The following is a 20,130-nucleotide window of genomic DNA, read 5'->3' as shown; positions in this document are numbered from 1 at the left end:
AATAATGATTCAGGGTACTATGTCCAGCGCGGGGAAGAGTCTTCTGGCGGCGGGGCTGTGCAGGATTTTTAAGCAGGACGGCTGGAAGGTGGCGCCTTTTAAATCGCAGAATATGGCGCTTAATTCTTTTGTTACGGCAGATGGTTTTGAAATGGGCCGTGCACAGGTTATGCAGGCAGAAGCTGCGGGTGTGGAAGCAAGTGTGCTGATGAACCCTATTCTGCTTAAACCTACAAGTGACAGAAAATCTCAGGTTATTGTAAATGGCAGGGTCGTGGCAAATATGGATGCCCGTGACTATTTTGAATATAAAAAACAGCTGGTACCGGCTGTAATGGAAGCCTTTGAACAGCTGAGTTCAGATAATGACGTAATAGTGATTGAAGGGGCGGGAAGCCCTGCAGAAATCAATCTGAGAGATAATGATATTGTAAATATGGGGCTTGCCCAGATGGTGGATGCGCCGGTGCTTCTTGTGGGTGATATTGACCGGGGCGGTGTTTTTGCCCAGCTTTTGGGAACTCTTGATTTGCTGGCAGAAAGTGAAAGGGAGCGAGTTAAGGGACTTGTGATTAATAAGTTCCGCGGTGACCTGTCGCTTCTGGAACCCGGCTTACGGGAACTTGAGGCCAGGGGCAGGGTGCCGGTGACTGGCGTAGTGCCTTATATGAAATTAAGCCTGGATGATGAAGATAGTTTGACGGAGAGGTTTGGTGAGTCTTTAAGGGAGAAACAGCCTTCTGCAGGCGCAGGTGTGAAAATCTGCGTAATTCGTCTGCCTCATATTTCCAACTTCAGTGATTTTTCGGTATTTGATCAGTTTGCAGGTCAGGGGCTATTGTTTTCTTATATTGATAAGGCGCCGGAACTTAGAGCGCTTTCTCCTGATATGATTATTATCCCTGGCAGTAAGAATACGATTGGCGACTTACGCTGGCTTAAGGAGAGCGGAATTGCTGATGCAGTGACAGACTTTGCAGGGCGCGGCGGAGTTGTAATGGGAATCTGCGGCGGCTTTCAGATGCTTGGCCAATGGGTTAGTGACCCTGCCGGTGTGGAAGTGGATAAAGGTAGTCGTGAACAGGGACTTGGTCTTTTGAAAGTGACCACTGACCTTGAAAGTGAAAAAATTACGCGTCAGGTAAGTCTGGAAATTGAAGATGCAGGCGGATTTTTCGGTTTTTTGAAGGGAAAAAGTGTGTCCGGCTACGAAATTCATGCGGGAAAAACCCTGCTTGAAAGCGGAAAAGTTTTTGAAGGCCCGGTGGAGACTGGTAGTTCTAATGTGCTTGGTACTTATATTCACGGTTTTTTTGACCAGGGAGATATTGCCTTAAGTTTTGTAAGGGCGCTTGCGGAAAGAAAAGGTATTAAGTTTGGAGTGGAGAACGGTAGTCGCACTGTGGATTTTAAGGCCTTTAAGGAAAGTCAGTATGACTTACTGGCTGATACTCTTAGAAAATCTCTTGATATGAAGTCAATTTACAAGATTATTGGGCTTCCGGAAAAGAAGGAGGCGCGTCATGGACAAGTATAACAAGGTCTACAATCAGATAAAACATAACTGGGATCTTATTGCAAAACCTCTGGACAGCATGGGGCGTTTTGAAGAACTGACGGCGAAAATTGGCGCAATACAGGGGAACCTTTCCCCGTGTCTTGATAGTCTTGCTCTTATAGTTTTGTGCTCTGATAACGGAATTGTTGAAGAAGGTGTGAGTCAGTCTGGCCAGGAGGTTACGGCAATTTGTGCCGGAAATATTGCTGCCGGAAAAAGTGCGGCTGGTGTTATGGCTTCTTTGCTTGGTGTTGATCTTATTACGGTTGATGTTGGAATTGCCTGTAAGGATGAAATTCCAAATGTAATAAATAAAAAGATTCGTGCAGGAACACGTAATTTTATTAAGGAAGCTGCCATGTCCCCTGATGAATGTGAGCGGGCAATTCAGACAGGAATTGAGCTTGCAGGGGAATGCAGTAAAAAATATGATGCAGTCTGTATTGGTGAGATGGGGATAGGAAATACTACAACCAGTGCTGCAGTCGCGGCCGGACTTTTGCGACTGGGGGCAGATGAAGTTTGCGGGCGCGGGGCCGGGCTTTCTGATCAGGGGCTTGCCAGAAAAAGACAAGTAGTTGATACTGCAATAAAAAAGTATGATTTAGTAGACAGGTCTGCACGGGAAATTCTGGAATTTGTGGGTGGTTTTGACCTTGCAGCTATGGCAGGTCTTTGTCTTGGCGCTAAAAAATATGGACTCCCGGTGATTTTGGACGGAGCAATCAGCCTGACAGCTGCTCTTTTGTCTGAAAAATTAGACAGTGGCTGCCGGAACTATTTAATTCCGTCTCACAAAAGCCGGGAACCTCTTACTACAAAAATCTGCGGGGAACTTGGAAAGGATTTTGATCCGGTAATTGATGCAAGCATGGCTCTGGGTGAAGGCAGTGGTGCTGTTATGATGGCCGGTCTTTTACGCACGACACTTGAAGTTTACAATAAGGCCTTGAAGTTTGAAGCTTCCGGCGTGGCTCAATACGAAAGGAAGTTAAAGTGATTTATCTTGTTTACGGAGCAAGCGGAAGCGGTAAGTCAGCATTCGCAGAAAAGCTGCTGGCAGAATTTCCGGACTGTAAGAAATATTATATTGCTACCATGATGGCCCGGAAAGATGACGCTGACGCACAGAAAAAAATAGCACGGCATAAGACTCTTCGGGCTGGCAAAGGTTTTATTACTATTGAGCAGCCCCTTGATGTGGGAGAAATTGAAGATAAGCATGAGCTGCAGAAAGAATGCGGTCTTCCCGGCAGAAAGACTTCTGCACTTTTGGAATGTATGTCTAACCTATGTGCAAACGAAATGTTTTCCTGCCGGAGTTGTGAAGATGGTATTCAAAAATCAGAAAATGAGGTCTGCCGTAAAATTCTTTTGGATATTAAAAAGCTTTCTTCTGTTTTCCAAAACCTTGTAATTGTTACAAACAATGTGTTTGATGACGGCCTGAAATATGATGAAGCAACTCAGAAATATATACGGGCTCTTGGAAAAATCAACTGTGAACTTGCCGCAATCTCTGATAAAGTATATGAAGTGGTAGTTGGAATTCCCCTGGAGTTAAAATGAAATTATTTAGTGCAGTCTTTCAGTTTTTTAAATCGCTTACAGTTGCTTTTTCAATTTATTCAAAAATTCCTGTGCCGCGATTTAACTGGGCTTCTGACGATATGAAGTATCACCTCTGTTTCTTTCCATGGGTGGGAGCGGTAATCGGTGCTGCAGAATGGGGCTGGTATAAGCTTTATTTTGAGCTGCTGGATAAAGCCACAGTGGCAGAAGGTATTTTTGCCTCAAATCATATCTTTTATTCTCTGATTGCAATTGTTATTCCAATTCTTATAACAGGCGGCTTTCATCTGGATGGATATCTGGACACAATGGATGCCCTGCATTCCTATGGTGACAGGAAGGAAAAACTGGAAATATTAAAAGATCCTCATGTGGGGGCTTTTGCCATTATTACTTTTGCAGTTTATTTGATGCTTGCGCTGGCTTTTTTGACTTTAATAAACCTGGAGTCATCAAAAGCAGTGGCTTGCATCTGCTTCTCTTTTTTTATTTCACGCTGTCTTAGCGGTTTTAGTGTTCTGGTTTTTCCAAAAGCAAAGCCTGACGGGATGTTAGCTGCGGAAAGTACAACTAAAAAGCCTCTTTTTGTAATTGTCAGCCTCTTGCTTCAGCTTATTATTGCTGCTGCCGCTATGGTTTATTTTTCCGGTATTTCAGCTCTTATTACGCTGTCTGCAATTTTACTTTCTTTTCTATATTACTATGTCATGAGCAAAAAAAACTTTGGCGGAATTACAGGCGACCTTGCAGGTTTTTTTGTATGCATATCAGAGCTTGCTGCAATGATAGTTCTCTTTTATCAAAGATAGATGTGGGAACCGGCCTTGCAATGGGAAATGCCTGTGACGAGGTTAGGGCGGTTGCTGATGAAATCACTCTGGATAATAACAGCGACGGAATTGCCGAATCTCTTTACAGGCATTTACCTGAAGTATTTACAAATTAAGTAATTACTCTGTAATTACATCAAGGTTAGGATATTCAGAAAAATCAATTACTGCAGAAGGATCAATAGCTACAGTAGCGTTCTTTACAATGTGAACGCGGGCTTTTGGATGTGCTTTTGCAGTAAGTTTTGCACATTCTGAAACACAGTAATCATAGCAAAGTCCTACAACGTAAATGTCACAGGCTTCATCTTTTGGTGCTTTTTTGTATGAAAGCAGGTCAACGCCGTATTCTTCAACATTTACGTTTTCACCTTTCATAATTTTTACGGATTTTTTCTGATTGTAGTCAGCCTGGAATTTCCAGAAAATCTCAGAACCTGCAGTATTCTGAACACAGTGCGCAGGCCAGATTCCATTCTGTTTTTTAAAAGAGCAGTGATTTACCGGATGATTATCGCGGGTAAAAACATATGTGTCGAATGTGGTTGAATTTTTAAGATTTTCGATTTCTGAACAGGCTTTTGCCCAGTTTTCATAACCAACGGCAAGAGAACCATCAATAAAATCATTCTGGATGTCTACAAAAGCAAGGATTTTCTTTTCTGCAGATGCAACACCAGAGAAGGCAAAGGCACACAACATGCCCAACATAAATTTTTTCATAAAAGACTCCAATATGTGATTTTCACAACGAACCTTTCATGATAATCCATGTTTAGTGCGGTACCAGACACAGTAACCGAATTGGCAATCTGATTCGAAAAAGTTGCTTTATTTTATTGAAGATGAATCTTTGCGTCAAGAATTTTTAAAATAAATTGAATTGACATGATTTTATGGCTCATATATTATCTGCGGTGTGAGGTAAACTTATGAGAACAGATATTGGTGCAAAAGAAATTTTATTCCCTATGCCGGTTTTGATTGTCGGTACTTATGATGAAAATGGCAAACCTGATGCTATGAATGCAGCCTGGGGTGGCATTGGTGATACAAAAGAGGTTTTTCTGTGCCTTGACGGCTCTCATAAAACTGTAAAAAACCTTTTAAAACAAAGGAATTTACAGTAAGCCCTGCAACTCTTGCAAGCGTAATTCCGGCTGACTATGTTGGAATTGAATCTGCTAACAAAGTAGACAACAAAATTGAAAAATCAGGCCTTCATTTTGAGAAATCAAAAAATGTGAATGCCCCTGTTTTTGCAGAGTTCCCTGTAACTCTTGAATGCCGCCTTAAATCTTATGATGAAAAGACAAGCCATCTCTTTGGTGAGATTGTAAATATCACTGCAGATGACTCAGTTCTTACAGATGGCAAAATTGATATTTCAAAGCTCAAGCCAATTTCTTACAACCCTGTAGCACATACTTACCATGTTGTTAATGGCGAGCCATGTGCCGCAGCTTTTAGCTGTGGTTCGGCCTTGAAGTAAGCAGGATCAGTGCAATAATCATAATTACCGGGAAAATACCTCCGGCAAGAAGTCCGCGCTGGAGGTTGTCGCCGGCAAGCTGGCTGATGTTTCCTACAATGGCAGGACCCGCAGATCCCCCAAGGTCGCCGGCCATTGCGAGCATTGCAAAAAAGGCAGTACCGCCCCGCGGGATTCTTGGCGAACAGATGCTGATTGTTCCCGGCCACATAATTCCAACCGAAAATCCGCAGATTATACAGCCCAAAAGTCCCAGAATCGGGAGTGGCGAAAGTGATGCCATCAGATAACTTATAATGCAAAGTATGCCGGAACCAATCATAAATTTTTTGAGGTCCAGGCGGTCACCAAATTTTCCAAAAATAGCACGGCAGGTTCCCATGGTAACGGCAAAAAGACAAGGTCCTGCAAGGTCGCCCGCAGTTTTAGAAAGTCCCAGGGCGCTTTCTGCAAAGGCTGATGCCCACTGTGCCATTGAGAGCTCTGAAGCGCCGGCGCAAATCATAAGGATTACGGCAAGGTAAAAAAGCGGAAGCCGGAACAAAGCGGCAATACCCATGCCTTTTTCTCCGCCGGTCGGGTGTTCAATAGGGCAGGTAGCAAAATTAAAGATGTTATAAAGTGGCACAATGCCCCAAAGACAGGCAAGAAGCTTCCAGTTTTGTATGCCAAAAAACTTAAAAAACAGTGTTGAAAGTACAATTACGCCAACCGAGCCCCAGCAGTAGAAGGAATGTAAAAGACTCATTGTTGCTTCTTTGTGTTCAAAAGGACAGGCTTCTACAATAGGGCTGACAAGTACTTCTATTAATCCGCTTCCAATCGCGTAAACTACAACACTGAGGACAATTCCTATAAAAGGATCGGGAAGGGCTTCTGGTAAAAATGCCAGCAGTACAAGTCCAGCAGCAGAACAGACTTCAGACGCAACTACGCATTTTCTATATCCGATTTTATCAACAACCTGGGCACAGATGATATCCACAACCAGCTGAGTCATAAAGAAAACTGCCGGAATAAGAGCAATTTTTCCGAGTGGAATAGAGTAAGTATGGTGGAAAGTCAAAAAGAGCAGCGGTGCAAAATTAGCCGCAATTGCCTGAGTAATAAAGCCAAGATAGCATGCGATAAGGGTTTTCTTGTAGTTTGGAGTCTGCATAGGTTTAGAATATCATAGAAAACTTAATTTTGATATAATTAATTTATGGAACTTATCATCGGTGGTTACGCGCAGAATAAAGTAGAATACGCTAAGTCTCTTGAGCCGGATGCGGAAATTATTAACGACCTTCATCTTATGATTAAAGGCTGCCTTGAAGCCGGAATGAATTCAGATAAGATTTGGCAGGAGATTAGGACTCGCATGACTGCAGCAGAAGAATGCGGAAAAAAAATCATAATAATCAGTGATGAAATTGGCTGTGGAATTGTTCCTGTGGATGCTCTGGAGCGGGAATGGCGCGAAGTAACCGGGCGAATTTTGTGTAATCTTGCAGAAGAGGCAGAAAAAGTAACCCGAATTGTGATGGGACTGCCTCAGGTGATTAAAGAATAGCCCCCACTCATATAATCAGACAAAAGCTATTTTTTCCTTTTCATTGACTTTTATTTTTATTATCTTTAGTATGATACGGATGTTAGTATTTGCTAACATCTACTGCAATTTGTTGTTATTACAACATTACTGTTTTCACGATTGTGTTATTGTTTAGTTATATCATATTAAAGAGGTGCAAAAAATGGACTTAGCGGAAATTGATGAGAATGGAAAGGGTTTGTTGTTTTTTGGAAATACTAAGGTTGAACGCCTTGAAAAGGTTGAAGGGCAGCCTAATGTTTATCTTTTGCAGACAACAATTGAACTTGAACGACCGACTCAGCTTTCGCCTAAATCCGGACAGTTTTATCTTATCCGCTCTGCAAAATCTGCCGTAAACTATAACCGCCCGATAAGCGTTTACCACGCAGAAGAATGGATTAATAACGAGGGTAAAAAGAAGGTTACAGTTCAGTTTTTGATGCTGGAAAAGGGCCGGGGAACAGGGGAGCTCTGCCACATGACTCTCTGGGATGATATTTCTGTAATTGGCCCTCTGGGAACCCCATGGCCGGTTGAAGAGTGTCAGGAGATTGTCCGAAAAAATCCGGGTAAGGCAAAAATCTGTATTGTGGGTGGCGGAATCGGAGTTGCTCCGGTTGCAAATCTTGCCCACAGCCTGCCAGACGGCTCTTATGATTTTTATGCTGCCTTCAAATCTGGCTCTTACGGCCTTGAGCACGTAAAGGCGAATAAACTTGCAATCACAACTGATGACGGTTCCTGCGGAATTCAGGGGATGCTGCCTTGTGCCCTTTCTAAAGAAGCGGTAAAAGAAGCCGGATACGAGCTTATTCTTGCCTGCGGCCCGACTCCCGCACTTGTTTATGTAAAAGCCCTGGCAGAAGAACTTGGAATTAAATGCTATATCAGCATGGAACACAGAATGCTCTGCGGTCTTGGTGCCTGCCTTGGCTGTACGCTTGAAACTACTGAAGGCCTTAAACGCTGCTGTAAGGACGGACCTGTTTTTGACGCTTCTAAAATCATATTTGAAAAGCCTTTCCGCCGCCGTCTTCCTCTGGAAAAAGACCAGGAGCCTGATTTGAGCGTAAACATTGCGGGAGTGCATTTTAAGAACCCGACTATAGCCAGTGCCGGTACCTTTGCATTTGGACAGAACTTCCGCGGGGTAAGCGACGTGGCCGCGTGGGGAGGCATTGCCTCTAAGGGATGTACCTTTGAGCCACGCGAAGGAAATCACGGAGAACGTTCTCTTGAAGTTGCAGGCGGTAACATGAACTCAATCGGATTGCAGAACCCTGGAATTCCGACATTTATAAAAGAACTGCTCCCTGGCATGATTGGGCTTGGACCTGTTGTAATTGCAAACCTTGCCGGAAGTGACATTGAATCTTATGTAGAAGGCGCAAAACTTCTTGATAAAACTGACTGCGACATGATTGAGCTTAATATCAGCTGTCCTAACGTAAAGGCCGCTGGTCTTGCATGGGGACTTAGTCCTGATACAGCCTACTACTGTGTAAGCTCTGTCCGCGCCGTAACCAAAAAGCCCCTCATGGTAAAGCTTTCGCCAAACGCGCCTGATAACCGTCCGATTGCTCTTGCCTGTATTAAGGCTGGTGCCGACGCCCTCAGCATGATAAACATGGTTCACGGTGTTGCAATCGATATTGAAAAAGGAAAGCCTTTCTTTAATAACGTTCATGCGGGCTACTCTGGTCCTGGTCTTAAGCCTCTTGCTCTCCGCATTGTTTACGACGTTGTAGAAGAAATCAATAAACTTCCGCCGGAACAGCGTATTCCGGTTGTTGGAATCGGTGGTATTTCGACCTGGCAGGATGCGGTTGAATTTATCATGGCAGGGGCAAGCGCGGTTGAAATAGGGCAGGCTAAGTTTACCAACCCGAATGTTGCAATTGATGTTGTGAACGGATTGCGCACCTTTATGAAGAGTCACGGCTATCACAATCTTGAAGAAATGCGGGGAATTGCACAGGTGAAACATCCTACAGTGCTTGGCCCGGGTGATGAGCGTGCAAAATATGCTGAACTAAAAAGCATGATTCTTGCCGACAAGCCTGTTGTTTCTAACCTGAGCGGCTGTAACGTGTGTATAAATTAAGGGCAGGGCAATAAAAAAGTTAGTCAAAGCTAATTGACTAAATCCTCTCAAATATATATCTTGTTATATATAACTAACTTAGGCATGCCTAACTAAACTGGCATTTAGGAGGATTTAAAAAATGGCATTTGCTAACAAATGGGTTGCTTTTGGTGTTGGAGTTCTTGCAGGAGCTGCAGCAGTTACACTGGTAAAAACACCTGCTTTCAAAAAGGCTTGTGCAGCAGTTGTAGGAAAGGGCTTGCAGCTTAAAGATGAAGCTGCAGCTTTTGCAGAATCTGTAAAAGAAGATGCTCAGGATATTGTTGCAGAAGCAAAATACAACAATCAGAAAAAAGCCGAAGCAAAGGCATAAAAAAGTGACTGTCTCTATCCATCACGCTCTGCCGGGAAGAATCCGAATCCATTATAATATGGGGGAGGTGACTTCCCGGCAGGCAATTCTTGCACAAAGTTTAATTGCAGTTCAGGAAGGCATAACCGATATTTCTATAAACACAAAAATCGGTTCATATCTTGTTTACTTTAATCCTTCTGTCATAAGCCAGAATCAAATTGAAAATCTTTTTAAGGCTCTTGGAGCAAAATATCTGGAAGACAAAAAGCTTCTGGAAGCTGTGGCTCAGATTCCGGAAACTGAAAGCATTATGGGAATTTTTATTTCCACGATGATTGATTATTTTTTCAAAAAATGTCTCCCACTTCCTTTGAGAAAAATTCTTCTATATAAAAATATAATTCCGCGTATCTGCGAGGCTCTTGAAGCCATGGTTGGTGGAGGAAAAATCTTCAGCACTCAGCTTCTGGACGCTACAGCCCTTACGGTTGCGGCTCTTACCGGAAATACAAATACAGCAAGTCAGATTGCCATGCTTTTGCAGATGGGTGAAGATATTGAAGAGGTTACGAAACGAACTTCTTATGGAAATCTTGCTCATTCACTTCTTGCTTCTGATGAAAAAGTTCACGTTATTGAAGGAAATGAGGAAAAAACAATTCCTGTCGACGCTCTTAAAAAAGGAGACCTTGTTGTTGTTCGTGAAGGCAGCATGATTCCTTGCGATGGTGCTGTTGAAAGCGGTGAGGGAATGGTAAATCAGGCAAGCATAACAGGGGAATCTCTTCCTGTAGAAAAGAAAGAAGGCTCCGGGGTCTTTGCGGGAACGATTTTAAGTGAAGGGGAGCTTTATATCCGTGTCCGTTCTACAGGTCAGGATACAAAGGTTCAGAATATTATCCGCATGATTGATAATTCCCAGAACCTTAAGGCTAATGTTCAGAAACGCTCTGAACTTCTTGCAGAAAAAATCGTGCCTTTTAATTTTGCCCTTGCGGGTCTTACCTGGCTTTTTACGAGAAATGTCGTAAAAACAATGTCGACTCTGATGGTCGATTATTCCTGTGCCATGAAGCTTGCAGCGCCGATTGCGGTTTTATCTGCCATGCAGCAGGCGGCCGGTCTTGGCATTTCTGTAAAGGGCGGAAAATATCTTGAAGAAGCGGCAACCGCAGAAACTATTATTTTTGATAAGACAGGAACACTGACTTTTGCAAATCCTACTCTTGAAAAAATTTATCCTATGAAGGGTTTTGATGAGGATTTTGTTTTGCAGACTGCGGCCTGCCTTGAAGAGCATTTTCCTCATCCTCTTGGAAGGGCAGTTGTTGCTGCGGCAGACGCAAAGGGTCTTTTACATCCCGAAAATCATACTAAGGTTGAATATATTGTTGCACACGGAATTGCTTCTACACTCGATGGTAAAAAAGTCCGCATAGGAAGCGCTCATTTTATCTTTGATGATGAGGCTATTCCGTGCCCTTCCCAGGTTTCTGATATTCAAAAGGAATCTCTGGATAGCGGAATGTCGCTTCTTTATCTTTCTTATGATGACAGGCTTTGCGGCGTTCTTGCAATAGGTGATCCTGTCCGCCAGGAAGCGGCTGATGTAATTAAGGCTCTTCGTAAAACAGGCATTCAGCGCTGCGTGATGATTACGGGAGACACAGAAGGGGCTGCAAAAAAGATTGCCTCTGCTGCCGGAATAGATTTTTATTATTCCCAGGCTTTACCGGAAGACAAGGTTTCTTTAATTGAAAAGGAAAAGACTGGCGGCAAGGTTATTATGCTGGGAGACGGCATTAATGATGCACCTGCTCTTGGTGCTGCTGACGTTGGTATTGCGATTGAAGGCAGTTCTTCTATTGCAAGTGATACAGCGGACATTGTGCTTACGGAAGGCGGCCTTGAAAATGTTGTTGTAACAAGACAAATCGGCCAGAAACTTATTTCAAAAATCACTGATAATAATCTTTTGATTGTTGAGCTTAATTCTCTTCTTCTTTTGCTTGGAATGTTCGGTCTTATTTCTCCTCAGCTTGCGGCAGTTTTGCATAATTCTGCAACGGTTGGAATCAGCGTAAAAGCAATGCAGCCACTAATGATTGAAGAGGCCAAGAAATGATGGTAACAAGTTTTTTTCCGGGAAGAATAAGGCTCCGCGCTCCTGTTTTTAGGGAAGAAGATCTGGTAGAAAGGGCAATCGGGATTTTAAGAAAATTTCCTGCGCTTAAAAATATCGATAATAATTTGCTGACTGGCAGTGTCCTGATTGAATACGAAGCTGACAAGGTTCCTATGGAAAAATTACTTTCTTTGAAGGATTTTTTTATGGAACTTGCAAAAGAGGCAGAAGGCTTTGACGGGACAAACCGCGGCAAAATTCTTGAGCTGCTTGAAAAGCTGGATAAACTGATTTAGGGACGAGATATAGTCATTTCTGAAATTCCGGGAATGACTAATTTAATAAAATAAAAGTTAGGTAAAACTAACAATAGAGGGTAAATATATGAAAGAACTGACATTAGAACTTGGCGATGTTGAAACTACAGCCTTAATTCCGGTTGCAATTAAAGCAAGCGAAACTCAGCGAAAAAAATCACGTTTTCAGGATCATATGGCGGTAAAAATTATTGAGCATTTGAAGCTTGATACAAAGCCTTTTGATAAGTTTATGTCGCACGAAGGCGTTATTGCCCGCTCAATTATGCTTGACCGCATGGTTAAGGCTTTCATAGAAAAGCATCCGGACTGCGTAATCGTAAATATGGGAGCTGGTTTTGACAATAGGTTTTCCCAGGTAGATAACGGCCGCATTTCCTGGTTTGACTTAGACCTTCCTGATTCAATAGAACTTAGAAAAAAAGTATATGAAGAACACGACAGGGTAAAAATGATTCCTGGCAGCGTACTTGAAGATTCCTGGTGTCCCCAGGTTGTGGCAGAAATCCAGAAAAAGAATGCAAGAGTTCTTTTTCTTGCAGAAGGTCTTTTTATGTACCTTACCCTTGAAGAAGTCGGAAAATGCCTTAAAATCCTTAAAAAACATTTCCCACAGGCAACTCTTTATGCGGAAACCAACAATCCTCTTATGGTTAAAAATGAAAAACTCCACGACACCGTAAAGGCAACTAATGCCGTATTTAAGAGCGGCACCTGGAGCGGGGAAGAGTTCTGTGCTTTGTGTGACGGCCTCCGCTTTGTTGAAGAACACAGCTTTAATGAAGAAATGAGCCGCTACTCTTTTGGCGGCTGGCTTTTTGCAAAACTTCTTCCAAAAATGAACGACCGCTGGGCAAGTTTTGAATTTTAACACCGCGAGCTCTGACCGGCTCGCCTCCATAGGAGAGAAAAATGTCTGATAAAAAAAAGAAAAGCCTGTTAAGCTGGATTTTCCGCTTTGCAGGGCAGAAAAAGCCAATGTATGTTTTGAGCATATTCTTTGCAGTTCTTTGTGTAGCCTGCGCGATTATGCCCTATGTTATGATTGCTCAGATTGTCCGCCAGCTTTTAGGGGGCATCCGCGACTTGAACCTTTACATAAGGGAATGCGCAATTGTTGCAGCCTTCTGGGCGGGAAACGTAATCTTTCATATGATTTCCACAAGCCTCAGTCACATTGCAACTTTTAATGTGCTTGGAAACATCCGTAAAAGTCTTTGTGACAAGCTTGCCAGAGTTCCTCTTGGAAGCGTACTTGATATGCCTTCCGGTACTCTCAAAAACATTTTAATAGAAAGAATTGACAGCATGGAAACAACTCTTGCCCATATTCTTCCTGAATGGACGAGTAACCTGCTGCTTCCTGTTGTGATGTTTGTTTACCTTTTTACGCTGGACTGGCGGATGGGATTAGCTTCTCTGATAACCCTTCCTATCGGACTAATTTCTTCCTGCTTTATGATGATAAACATGCAGGAGCGTTTTAATTACGCGATAGAAAAAACAAAAGTTCTGAATGATACCGCCGTTGAATACATAAACGGAATTGAAGTTATCAAGGCTTTTGGAAAATCTAAGGCTTCCTACGAAAAGTTTACAAAGGCCGCAAAGGAAGGTTCTGACTGCTATGTTGAATGGATGCGCGACTGCATCTGGCCTTTTACCATTGCCTTTGTAATTGCGCCTTCAACTCTGCTTTCAATTCTGCCAATTGGCGGCCTTTTCTTCCTTAGGGGCACTCTTACCGCCGTCGATTTCATAACAATCATCATTCTTTCAATAAGTATAATTCAGCCCCTTCTTACGGTTTATTCTTACCACGATGACATTGCTAAAGCCGGTGTAATTTTTGGCGAGGTAGGCGGCATTATGGATATGAAGGAGCTTGACCGCCCGGAAAGTGACACCGAAAGTCCAAAAGACAATTCAATCACGTTGAGGAATGTTCGCTTTAGTTACCATAAAGAAATTGAAGGGGAGGAGAAAAAGGAAATCCTCCACGGTATTAATCTTTCTCTTCCTCAGGGCAGCTATACAGCCTTTGTTGGCCCGAGCGGAAGCGGTAAGTCTACCGTTGCCCGCCTGATTGCTTCCCTCTGGGATGTAGATTCCGGTTCTGTGGAAATTGGCGGAGTAAACATCAAAAAACTTTCGCTTGAAGAATACAACCGCCGCGTTGCCTATGTAAGCCAGGAAAACTTTTTGTTCGATATGAGCGTTCGTGAAAATATCCGCCTTGGAAAACGCGATGCCAGTGACGAAGAGGTCGAAGAAATTGCCAGAAAATCCGGCTGCTACGATTTTATTATGAGCCTGGAAAATGGTTTTGACACAATCGTTGGCGGAAGCGGAACTCATCTGAGCGGGGGTGAACGCCAGCGTATTGCAATTGCCCGTGCCATGATGAAGGATGCCCCTATTGTGATTCTTGATGAAGCCACCGCCTATACCGACCCGGAAAACGAAGCAATCATCCAGCAGAGTGTTGCCCGCCTTGTAAAAGGTAAGACTCTGATTGTAATTGCCCACCGCCTTTCTACCGTTTCTGATGCAGACAAAATAGTTGTAATTAAGGACGGTCAGATTGACAGCGAAGGAACTCACGAAGAGCTGCTTAAAAAAGGCGGTCTTTACAAAGACATGTGGGAGGCACATATAAGTGCCAAAGACAGCGTCTAACGGGGCGTTGCGGGGTGTCCCCGCAGAGAGGGTAGCCCGCAACGAAGTGCGGGCGTAGGGGGAGACTTCCCCCAACAGGAGACAATATGTTTGAAATTTTACGAAGATTTTTTAAATTTTGCGATGCCGAAAACCGCAGGAAGTTCCACCTTTCAATTGCGCTTGGAGTGGTTAATTCCTTTTTTATGGCGCTTAGAATTGCTGCCGTAGCCGTAATGATTCAGGGTGTAATTCTAAATCAGAGCCAGGGAAGGGATTTTGAAGAAAAAACAATCTGGCTTTCATTCGGAATCATACTGGTAAGTACAATTTGTGCAATAATCACAAAAAAGAATATGTCTATGCTGCAGACCGAAGGCGGCTACCGCACCTGCGCAAAAAAGCGAATCGAAATTGCCGAACATTTGCGCTATCTGCCTATGGGCTACTTCAATGCAAACTCCCTCGGCCAGATTACTTCGGTAACGACCAATACTATGGAACTGGTAGGGGACGTTGCAACCCGCGCCGTAATGCTGGTTACCCAGGGACTTCTGGATTCTGCGTTGATTATCTTTATGATTTTCTTTTTTGACTGGCGGATTGCCCTTGTTGCCCTTGCAGGTTTTCTGCTCTTTCAGTTTGTAAATGTTTTTATGCGTCTTGCCGTAAAAAATATTTCCTCGCAGAAGACCCAGGCCGACGAAGCTCAGATAGAAAAGATTCTGGAATACATTCAGGGCATTGCCGAAGTAAAAGCCTATAATCTTACAGGAAGCCGCCGCAAGGATCTGAACGCTAAAATTGACCGCTGCATAAAAAACTGCATTGGAATGGAAATGCGCTGTATTCCTATTTCCGCCCTTCAGAGCCTTGTTGCAAAGCTTACCGGCGTTGCCATTATGTTTGCTTCAATTTTCTTTTATCTTGGCGGCACTATGGAGCTTGCAAACTGCGCCGTAATGCTTATCTGTTCTTTTATGCTCTTTACTGCCCTGGAAGCCGGCGGAAACTATTCTGCACTTTTAAGAATCATTGATATCGGTGTAAAAAAAGCCCAGGCAATTCTGGATTTGCCGACTATGGATATTGAGGGTGCCGAAAATCGAAAAAGCGTTAAAAACGACAGTCCGTCGCGACTGTCGTTTAGCTTTATCGATAAAACGGCTCGGCAAGCTGGGCTTGCCGTTGAGCCTGTCGAAAACACCATCTGTGCTCAAAACATTACCTTCGCTTACGACAAGCGTAAAATCATCGACGGCGTATCGCTTACAATTCCAGCGGGCAGCACTACTGCCTTTGTCGGCCCCAGCGGCGGCGGAAAAACAACCCTCTGCCATCTGCTTTCCCGCTTCTGGGATGTAGATTCCGGCTCTGTTACCCTTGCCGGAAAAAATGTGCGCGATTACGACATGGACAGCCTTATGAAAAATTTCAGCTTTGTTTTCCAGAATGTCTATCTCTTCCACGACACAATTGCCAACAACATCCGCTTTGGCCAGCCAGAGGCTCCAATGGAAAAGGTAATAGAAGCTGCGAAAAAAGCCTGCTGCCACGAATTTATTTCTGCCCTGCCGGACGGTTACAACACTGTGATTTGGGAAGGGGGCGCAAATCTTTCCGGCGGCGAACGCCAGCGCATTTCAATTGCCCGTGCAATTATGAAAGACGCTCCAATCATCATTCTGGACGAAGCAACGGCCAACGTTGACCCGGAAAACGAACGCGATCTTATGGCAGCCGTAAGCGAACTTACGAAAGAGAAAACCGTAATTATGATTGCCCACCGCCTAAAAACTGTGCGCAATGCAAATCAGATTTTTGTTATCGATAAGGGAAAGATTGCAGAATCCGGTACTCACGGGCAGCTGGTCAAGAAAAACGGTATCTATGCCCGCTTTATAGAAAGCCGAAAAGCTGCCGTTTCATGGAAGCTGTAAAAAGAGGTATTTATGAAAGTTAAAAAGATTAATGAATGGTTTGAAAAATTCGGGCGTTTTGAAGTAAAGCGCCGCTGGTTCTTCCTTATAGGTCTTATTCTTGTTTCTGTCATAGGCAGCATGGGACTTTCCCGGCTTAAGCTTGATAACGGGGAAGAAGACTGGTTTGACGACTGGGAAACCACAAAACAGAATCAGGATCATTTTGAAGATATTTTTGGTTCTACAGACAGCCTTCTGGCTCATATCAAGGCGGATGATGTTTTCGCGTCAGACGTTCTTGAAATGATTGACCAGCTTGGAGACGACCTTTTAAAAAGCGTTCCTTATGCAAAAAGTATTACTTCCCTTATGGAACTTTCAATTCCAATCGGCGAGGAAGACAGTATCGAAGTCAAAAGCCCTTTTGAAGATGGCGTTCCTTCAGACCCGCAGGAACTTGCACGGAAAAAGGCCTTTATTCTAAGCCGCGAATCTCTTGTAAATACTCTTGTCAGTGCCGACTCTACCGAAACCTGGCTTATCGTAAATCTTGAACACTATTCAGAAAATATGACAGACGCAATGGTAAAGATTGCACCTCCTGCCATGAAGATTTTTAATGACCCAAAGTATAAATCAGATAAGTGGGAAATCCGCCCGGCAGGCATGAGCTACACCGAGTTTGAAGAAGAAGCCGTAACAATGAATCAGCTTGTTACTCGCATCTCGCTGGGATTTTTAGTCATGCTTGTCTGCCTTATAATCTTTATCCGCTCGCTGCGGGGAATTGTGGTTCCTGCCATTTCTACAATCGGTGCCCTTACAACCACACTTGGTTTTTCCGGCTGGATGGGAATTAAGGGTAACAACTCAATGATTATGGTAACAGTGCTGCTTTCCATGGCCCTTGCTGTTGGTTATTCGGTTCATTACATCAACAGCTTTAAGATGTACTTCCGTAAAAGCGGAAAACGCAAGGAATCAGTTATCATGGGTGTGCGCGATTCCGGCTGGGCGCTGTTTTTTACAGTTATTACAACAATGGCTGGTATGCTTTCCTTCCTTTCTGCAGGAATCAAGCCTATGCGCTGGGTAGGAGGAATTACTGCTGCTACGGTTTTTGCAGTCTTTGCCTACATCATAATCCTTTTGCCGGTTCTTTACTCCTTTGGAAGAGATAAGGCTCCAGACCCTGACTTTGTGGAAGCTGAAGGCGCTACTAAATCTGACCTTCAGGTGGAAGCGATGGGAAAGACTATCCTCAATAAAAAGTGGATTACTGTGATTGCCTCAGGTCTTATAGTTCTGGCCGTTATTCCTGGTATTTTCAAAATCAAGGTGAATATGAATTACTCAGATATGATGGGGGAGCGTACTCCTTACATTAAGCGCCTTCTTGAAATCACAAGGAGTCAGCTGGGAAGCCAGTACGATTACGAGGTTTTAATTGAATACGCTGATGAAGATGTAATAAAAAATCCCCAGGTTCTTAAAAAAATGGATATTCTTGCAGACAGAATCGGAACTTTGAGTCAGACAAAAGTTTCCAACGGAAAGCCACGTGTTTCTTCTGTTACAAAAATTATTAAGGAAATGAACCGTACTTTGAACGGAGACGACCCTGCTGCCTACATTATTCCAGATGACCAGGATCTTGTAAGCCAGATTATGTTCCTTTACGAAATATCCGGTGGAACAGATTTGTATGATTACATAAGCGATGACTTCAGGGCGGCATATTTAAAGGTAGAACTTGCCGGCTATGATGGTGAAGAGATTGTAAAAAATCTTGCCGAAGTTAAAAAATGGATTGCAGAACTCTTCCCTGATGCCCCGAATGCAGGTGTTGTTGGAGAGGCTGTTCAGTATGCCCAGATGAACGGAAAACTTGTCCGCGGTTCAATCAAATCTATTGGAACTTCTCTTATCATAATTCTGATTCTGCTGGTTCTTGCTTTTACTTCTTTAAGAACGGGCTTTATTGCAATGATTCCGAATGTGGTACCGATTATCCTGATTGGCGGGGTTATGGGCTATGCAAGCGTAAATCTTGATATGATTACCGCCATGATTATGCCTATGATTCTTGGTATTGCCGTTGACGATACAATCCATTTTACAAACCATATCAAATATCACTTTGAACTTACCGGAGACTACCGCAGCGCAATAGAAAATTCCTACCGCGAAATCGGTAAGACAATGATTATGACAACAATAATCCTCTGCGCTATGTTTGCAATCTTCCTTACAAGTACTATGAATGTTCTTGTAAATATAGGCTGGCTTTCAATCTTAGGACTTGGAAGCGCCCTGATTGCAGATTACACAATTACTCCGGTTCTGATTTACATTACAAAGCCTTTTGGAAATAAGAAATAGCATAAAAAAACTGGTGAGCTAAAACTCACCAGTAAAAATCCTTTTAATAAACTCTCTAAAAATCCGATTTTTATTTCAAAGCAGCAGCTGCCCATTCCTTGCATTTTGCAATATCTGCATCTTCTGGGGTAAGGTGAACCATAAGAGGTTCTGCGGCGCTTACTGCACCAACGCTTTTTACGCGGTCTTCCCAGTCGCGGAGCCACTGACCGTCGCCCCAGTCATAGGAACCAAAAAGTCCTACTTTTTTGCCGCTCAAAGAACCTTCAATTGCTGCAAAGAATTCTTCCATTGTGTCTTCAAGAACTTCATCACCCATTGCAGGGCTTCCTAAAAGAATTACGTCGCTTGCTGTAACGCCAGCCTGGTCTGCGCTGTCTGCAGTGCCAAATACAACCTCATTTCCGGCTGCCTTTACAGCCTCGCAGATTGCATTTGCCATAGCTTCAGTGTTTCCTGTTGTAGATGCATAAATTACACTTACTTTCATAATTTCTCCTATGCGGCTTTCACCGCCTTATTGTATTCATAAATGATTTGAGGAATTGTATATCCCCGGTCAAACCATTCCTTGCACATGCAGCTGCATTTTTTATAACTGCACATGCATTTTTTGGCGTTTTCTACGTCGGAATATGACTTCCAGTAACCGCAGTATTTGCAGTCTCGTCCCTGTCTGCTTTCAAATTCAATTACATCCTGAATAGGGTAGCCCAGAATTATTCCCACTTCATGCGGAAAATCATTCTTTGTCATTATTCGCTTCACAAGTTCCTTGATTACAGAACAAGTGTTCAGCGGTGTTTTGTATCCCTTGCCCAAAAGGTAAGAAGAAACAAATACGTCGCCAAGAAGATTTCTGAGCAGAAGAGGGTTATAAACCAGTATAAAGACAGTGTCTTCTGATGATTTTTCCGATGTAACTGAAAATCCGTTAACCCGAAATTTTTCCTTCCATAATAAAAGCTGGGTTTCAGAAAATTCTGAGCTTTTTACAAAGAAAAGATTTCCCGGTTTTATGCCGCACAAAGTCGGCGCGCTGTAATGAATCATCATCTGGTCAAAACTCATGTTGTCCTCTTTTTTGGGCGTTCCCCGCGTCGCTTCGCTCCGCGGGTCGCTACGTTTAGGGTTTCGCTTCGCTCCAGCCCCCTTCGGTGGCCAAGCCCTTCACATCGCTAACGCAGCTTCGAAGTAAGTAAAGCTAAAAAATTGCTGCATCGCAATTTTTTTTAACGCTTTGCTATTGAACAC

Annotated in this window: 20 protein-coding genes; 16 read left to right on the top strand and 4 right to left on the bottom strand. The window is 43.3% G+C overall.

From position 1 onward, the window contains the following. Positions 1-4 precede the first annotated feature (4 nt). Genes MSI_RS02655 through MSI_RS14260 form a run of 5 tightly spaced genes read left to right on the top strand, consistent with a single transcriptional unit; the run spans position 5 to position 4,076 of the window. A complete protein-coding gene (locus MSI_RS02655) occupies positions 5-1,537 on the top strand; it encodes a cobyric acid synthase (RefSeq protein ID WP_237706479.1) in 1,533 nt (510 codons plus the stop codon). Next, entirely contained in the window at positions 1,524-2,558 is a 1,035-nt protein-coding gene (gene cobT, locus MSI_RS02650; protein ID WP_009103426.1) for a nicotinate-nucleotide--dimethylbenzimidazole phosphoribosyltransferase, read from the top strand. The genes MSI_RS02655 and cobT overlap by 14 nt, the downstream gene beginning before the upstream one ends. Then, positions 2,555-3,127, top strand: a complete 573-nt coding sequence (locus tag MSI_RS02645) for a bifunctional adenosylcobinamide kinase/adenosylcobinamide-phosphate guanylyltransferase (RefSeq protein ID WP_009103423.1) — start codon at positions 2,555-2,557, stop codon at positions 3,125-3,127. The genes cobT and MSI_RS02645 overlap by 4 nt, the downstream gene beginning before the upstream one ends. Next, positions 3,124-3,939: an adenosylcobinamide-GDP ribazoletransferase gene (locus MSI_RS02640; protein ID WP_009103422.1), complete on the top strand. Its 816-nt coding sequence runs from the start codon at positions 3,124-3,126 to the stop codon at positions 3,937-3,939. Before MSI_RS02645 ends, MSI_RS02640 begins: the two co-directional genes overlap by 4 nt. A gap of 2 nt (positions 3,940-3,941) precedes the next feature. Beyond that, entirely contained in the window at positions 3,942-4,076 is a 135-nt protein-coding gene (locus MSI_RS14260) for an HAD hydrolase family protein (protein WP_202799322.1), read from the top strand. A 4-nt stretch (positions 4,077-4,080) separates the two neighbouring features. Here the strand turns inward: MSI_RS14260 and MSI_RS13770 are convergent, their stop codons facing one another. After that, the gene (locus MSI_RS13770; protein ID WP_009103416.1) at positions 4,081-4,683 is read right to left on the bottom strand and encodes an isochorismatase family protein; all 603 of its coding nucleotides are present in this window, start codon (positions 4,681-4,683) and stop codon (positions 4,081-4,083) included. A 209-nt stretch (positions 4,684-4,892) separates the two neighbouring features. Here MSI_RS13770 and MSI_RS14985 point away from each other — a divergent pair, with 209 nt between their 5' ends. Further along, the gene (locus MSI_RS14985; protein ID WP_009103414.1) at positions 4,893-5,090 is read left to right on the top strand and encodes a hypothetical protein; all 198 of its coding nucleotides are present in this window, start codon (positions 4,893-4,895) and stop codon (positions 5,088-5,090) included. Positions 5,091-5,203: 113 nt separating this feature from the next. Beyond that, positions 5,204-5,452 carry a hypothetical protein gene (locus tag MSI_RS14980; protein ID WP_009103412.1) on the top strand — a complete coding sequence of 83 codons (249 nt, stop codon included), beginning with the start codon at positions 5,204-5,206 and terminating at the stop codon, positions 5,450-5,452. Here MSI_RS14980 and MSI_RS02625 read toward each other — a convergent pair. After that, positions 5,427-6,611 (bottom strand): sugar MFS transporter, encoded by a 1,185-nt coding sequence (locus MSI_RS02625; protein WP_009103410.1) that lies wholly within the window; start codon positions 6,609-6,611, stop codon positions 5,427-5,429. The two genes, MSI_RS14980 and MSI_RS02625, sit on opposite strands and share 26 nt — an antisense overlap. 45 nt (positions 6,612-6,656) lie before the next feature. On the opposite strand from MSI_RS02625, the gene MSI_RS02620 reads away from it, so the two are divergent. The 9 genes from MSI_RS02620 to MSI_RS02580 all read left to right on the top strand — a co-directional run bounded on the left by MSI_RS02620 (position 6,657) and on the right by MSI_RS02580 (position 18,876). Next, entirely contained in the window at positions 6,657-7,007 is a 351-nt protein-coding gene (locus tag MSI_RS02620; protein WP_009103408.1) for a bifunctional adenosylcobinamide kinase/adenosylcobinamide-phosphate guanylyltransferase, read from the top strand. Between the two features lie 184 nt (positions 7,008-7,191). Further along, positions 7,192-9,135: a dihydroorotate dehydrogenase gene (locus tag MSI_RS14255; RefSeq protein WP_009103406.1), complete on the top strand. Its 1,944-nt coding sequence runs from the start codon at positions 7,192-7,194 to the stop codon at positions 9,133-9,135. A 121-nt stretch (positions 9,136-9,256) separates the two neighbouring features. Further along, the gene (locus tag MSI_RS02610; RefSeq protein ID WP_009103403.1) at positions 9,257-9,490 is read left to right on the top strand and encodes a DUF6110 family protein; all 234 of its coding nucleotides are present in this window, start codon (positions 9,257-9,259) and stop codon (positions 9,488-9,490) included. 58 nt (positions 9,491-9,548) lie between these two features. Beyond that, positions 9,549-11,597 carry a heavy metal translocating P-type ATPase gene (locus MSI_RS02605; RefSeq protein WP_237706481.1) on the top strand — a complete coding sequence of 683 codons (2,049 nt, stop codon included), beginning with the start codon at positions 9,549-9,551 and terminating at the stop codon, positions 11,595-11,597. Continuing rightward, positions 11,594-11,893 carry an HMA2 domain-containing protein gene (locus MSI_RS02600; RefSeq protein ID WP_009103399.1) on the top strand — a complete coding sequence of 100 codons (300 nt, stop codon included), beginning with the start codon at positions 11,594-11,596 and terminating at the stop codon, positions 11,891-11,893. The genes MSI_RS02605 and MSI_RS02600 overlap by 4 nt, the downstream gene beginning before the upstream one ends. Before the next feature lie 88 nt (positions 11,894-11,981). Continuing rightward, positions 11,982-12,785: a class I SAM-dependent methyltransferase gene (locus tag MSI_RS02595; protein ID WP_009103397.1), complete on the top strand. Its 804-nt coding sequence runs from the start codon at positions 11,982-11,984 to the stop codon at positions 12,783-12,785. Positions 12,786-12,826: 41 nt separating this feature from the next. Further along, positions 12,827-14,593: an ABC transporter ATP-binding protein gene (locus MSI_RS02590; protein ID WP_009103395.1), complete on the top strand. Its 1,767-nt coding sequence runs from the start codon at positions 12,827-12,829 to the stop codon at positions 14,591-14,593. A gap of 86 nt (positions 14,594-14,679) precedes the next feature. Beyond that, complete coding sequence (locus MSI_RS02585) at positions 14,680-16,512, top strand: ABC transporter ATP-binding protein (protein ID WP_009103394.1); 1,833 nt, start codon at positions 14,680-14,682, stop codon at positions 16,510-16,512. A gap of 12 nt (positions 16,513-16,524) precedes the next feature. Beyond that, positions 16,525-18,876, top strand: coding sequence for an RND family transporter (locus MSI_RS02580; RefSeq protein WP_009103393.1), 2,352 nt, complete (start codon positions 16,525-16,527; stop codon positions 18,874-18,876). Between the two features lie 70 nt (positions 18,877-18,946). Here MSI_RS02580 and MSI_RS02575 read toward each other — a convergent pair whose 3' ends face one another. Further along, a complete protein-coding gene (locus MSI_RS02575; RefSeq protein ID WP_009103392.1) occupies positions 18,947-19,366 on the bottom strand; it encodes a flavodoxin in 420 nt (139 codons plus the stop codon). Between the two features lie 8 nt (positions 19,367-19,374). Next, entirely contained in the window at positions 19,375-19,947 is a 573-nt protein-coding gene (locus MSI_RS02570) for a DUF3793 family protein (RefSeq protein WP_009103391.1), read from the bottom strand. Positions 19,948-20,130 lie beyond the last annotated feature (183 nt).

The sequence above is a fragment of the Treponema sp. JC4 genome (assembly GCF_000260795.1).
Taxonomy (GTDB): domain Bacteria; phylum Spirochaetota; class Spirochaetia; order Treponematales; family Treponemataceae; genus Treponema_D.
This window is presented reverse-complemented; position numbering and strand designations above follow the sequence as displayed.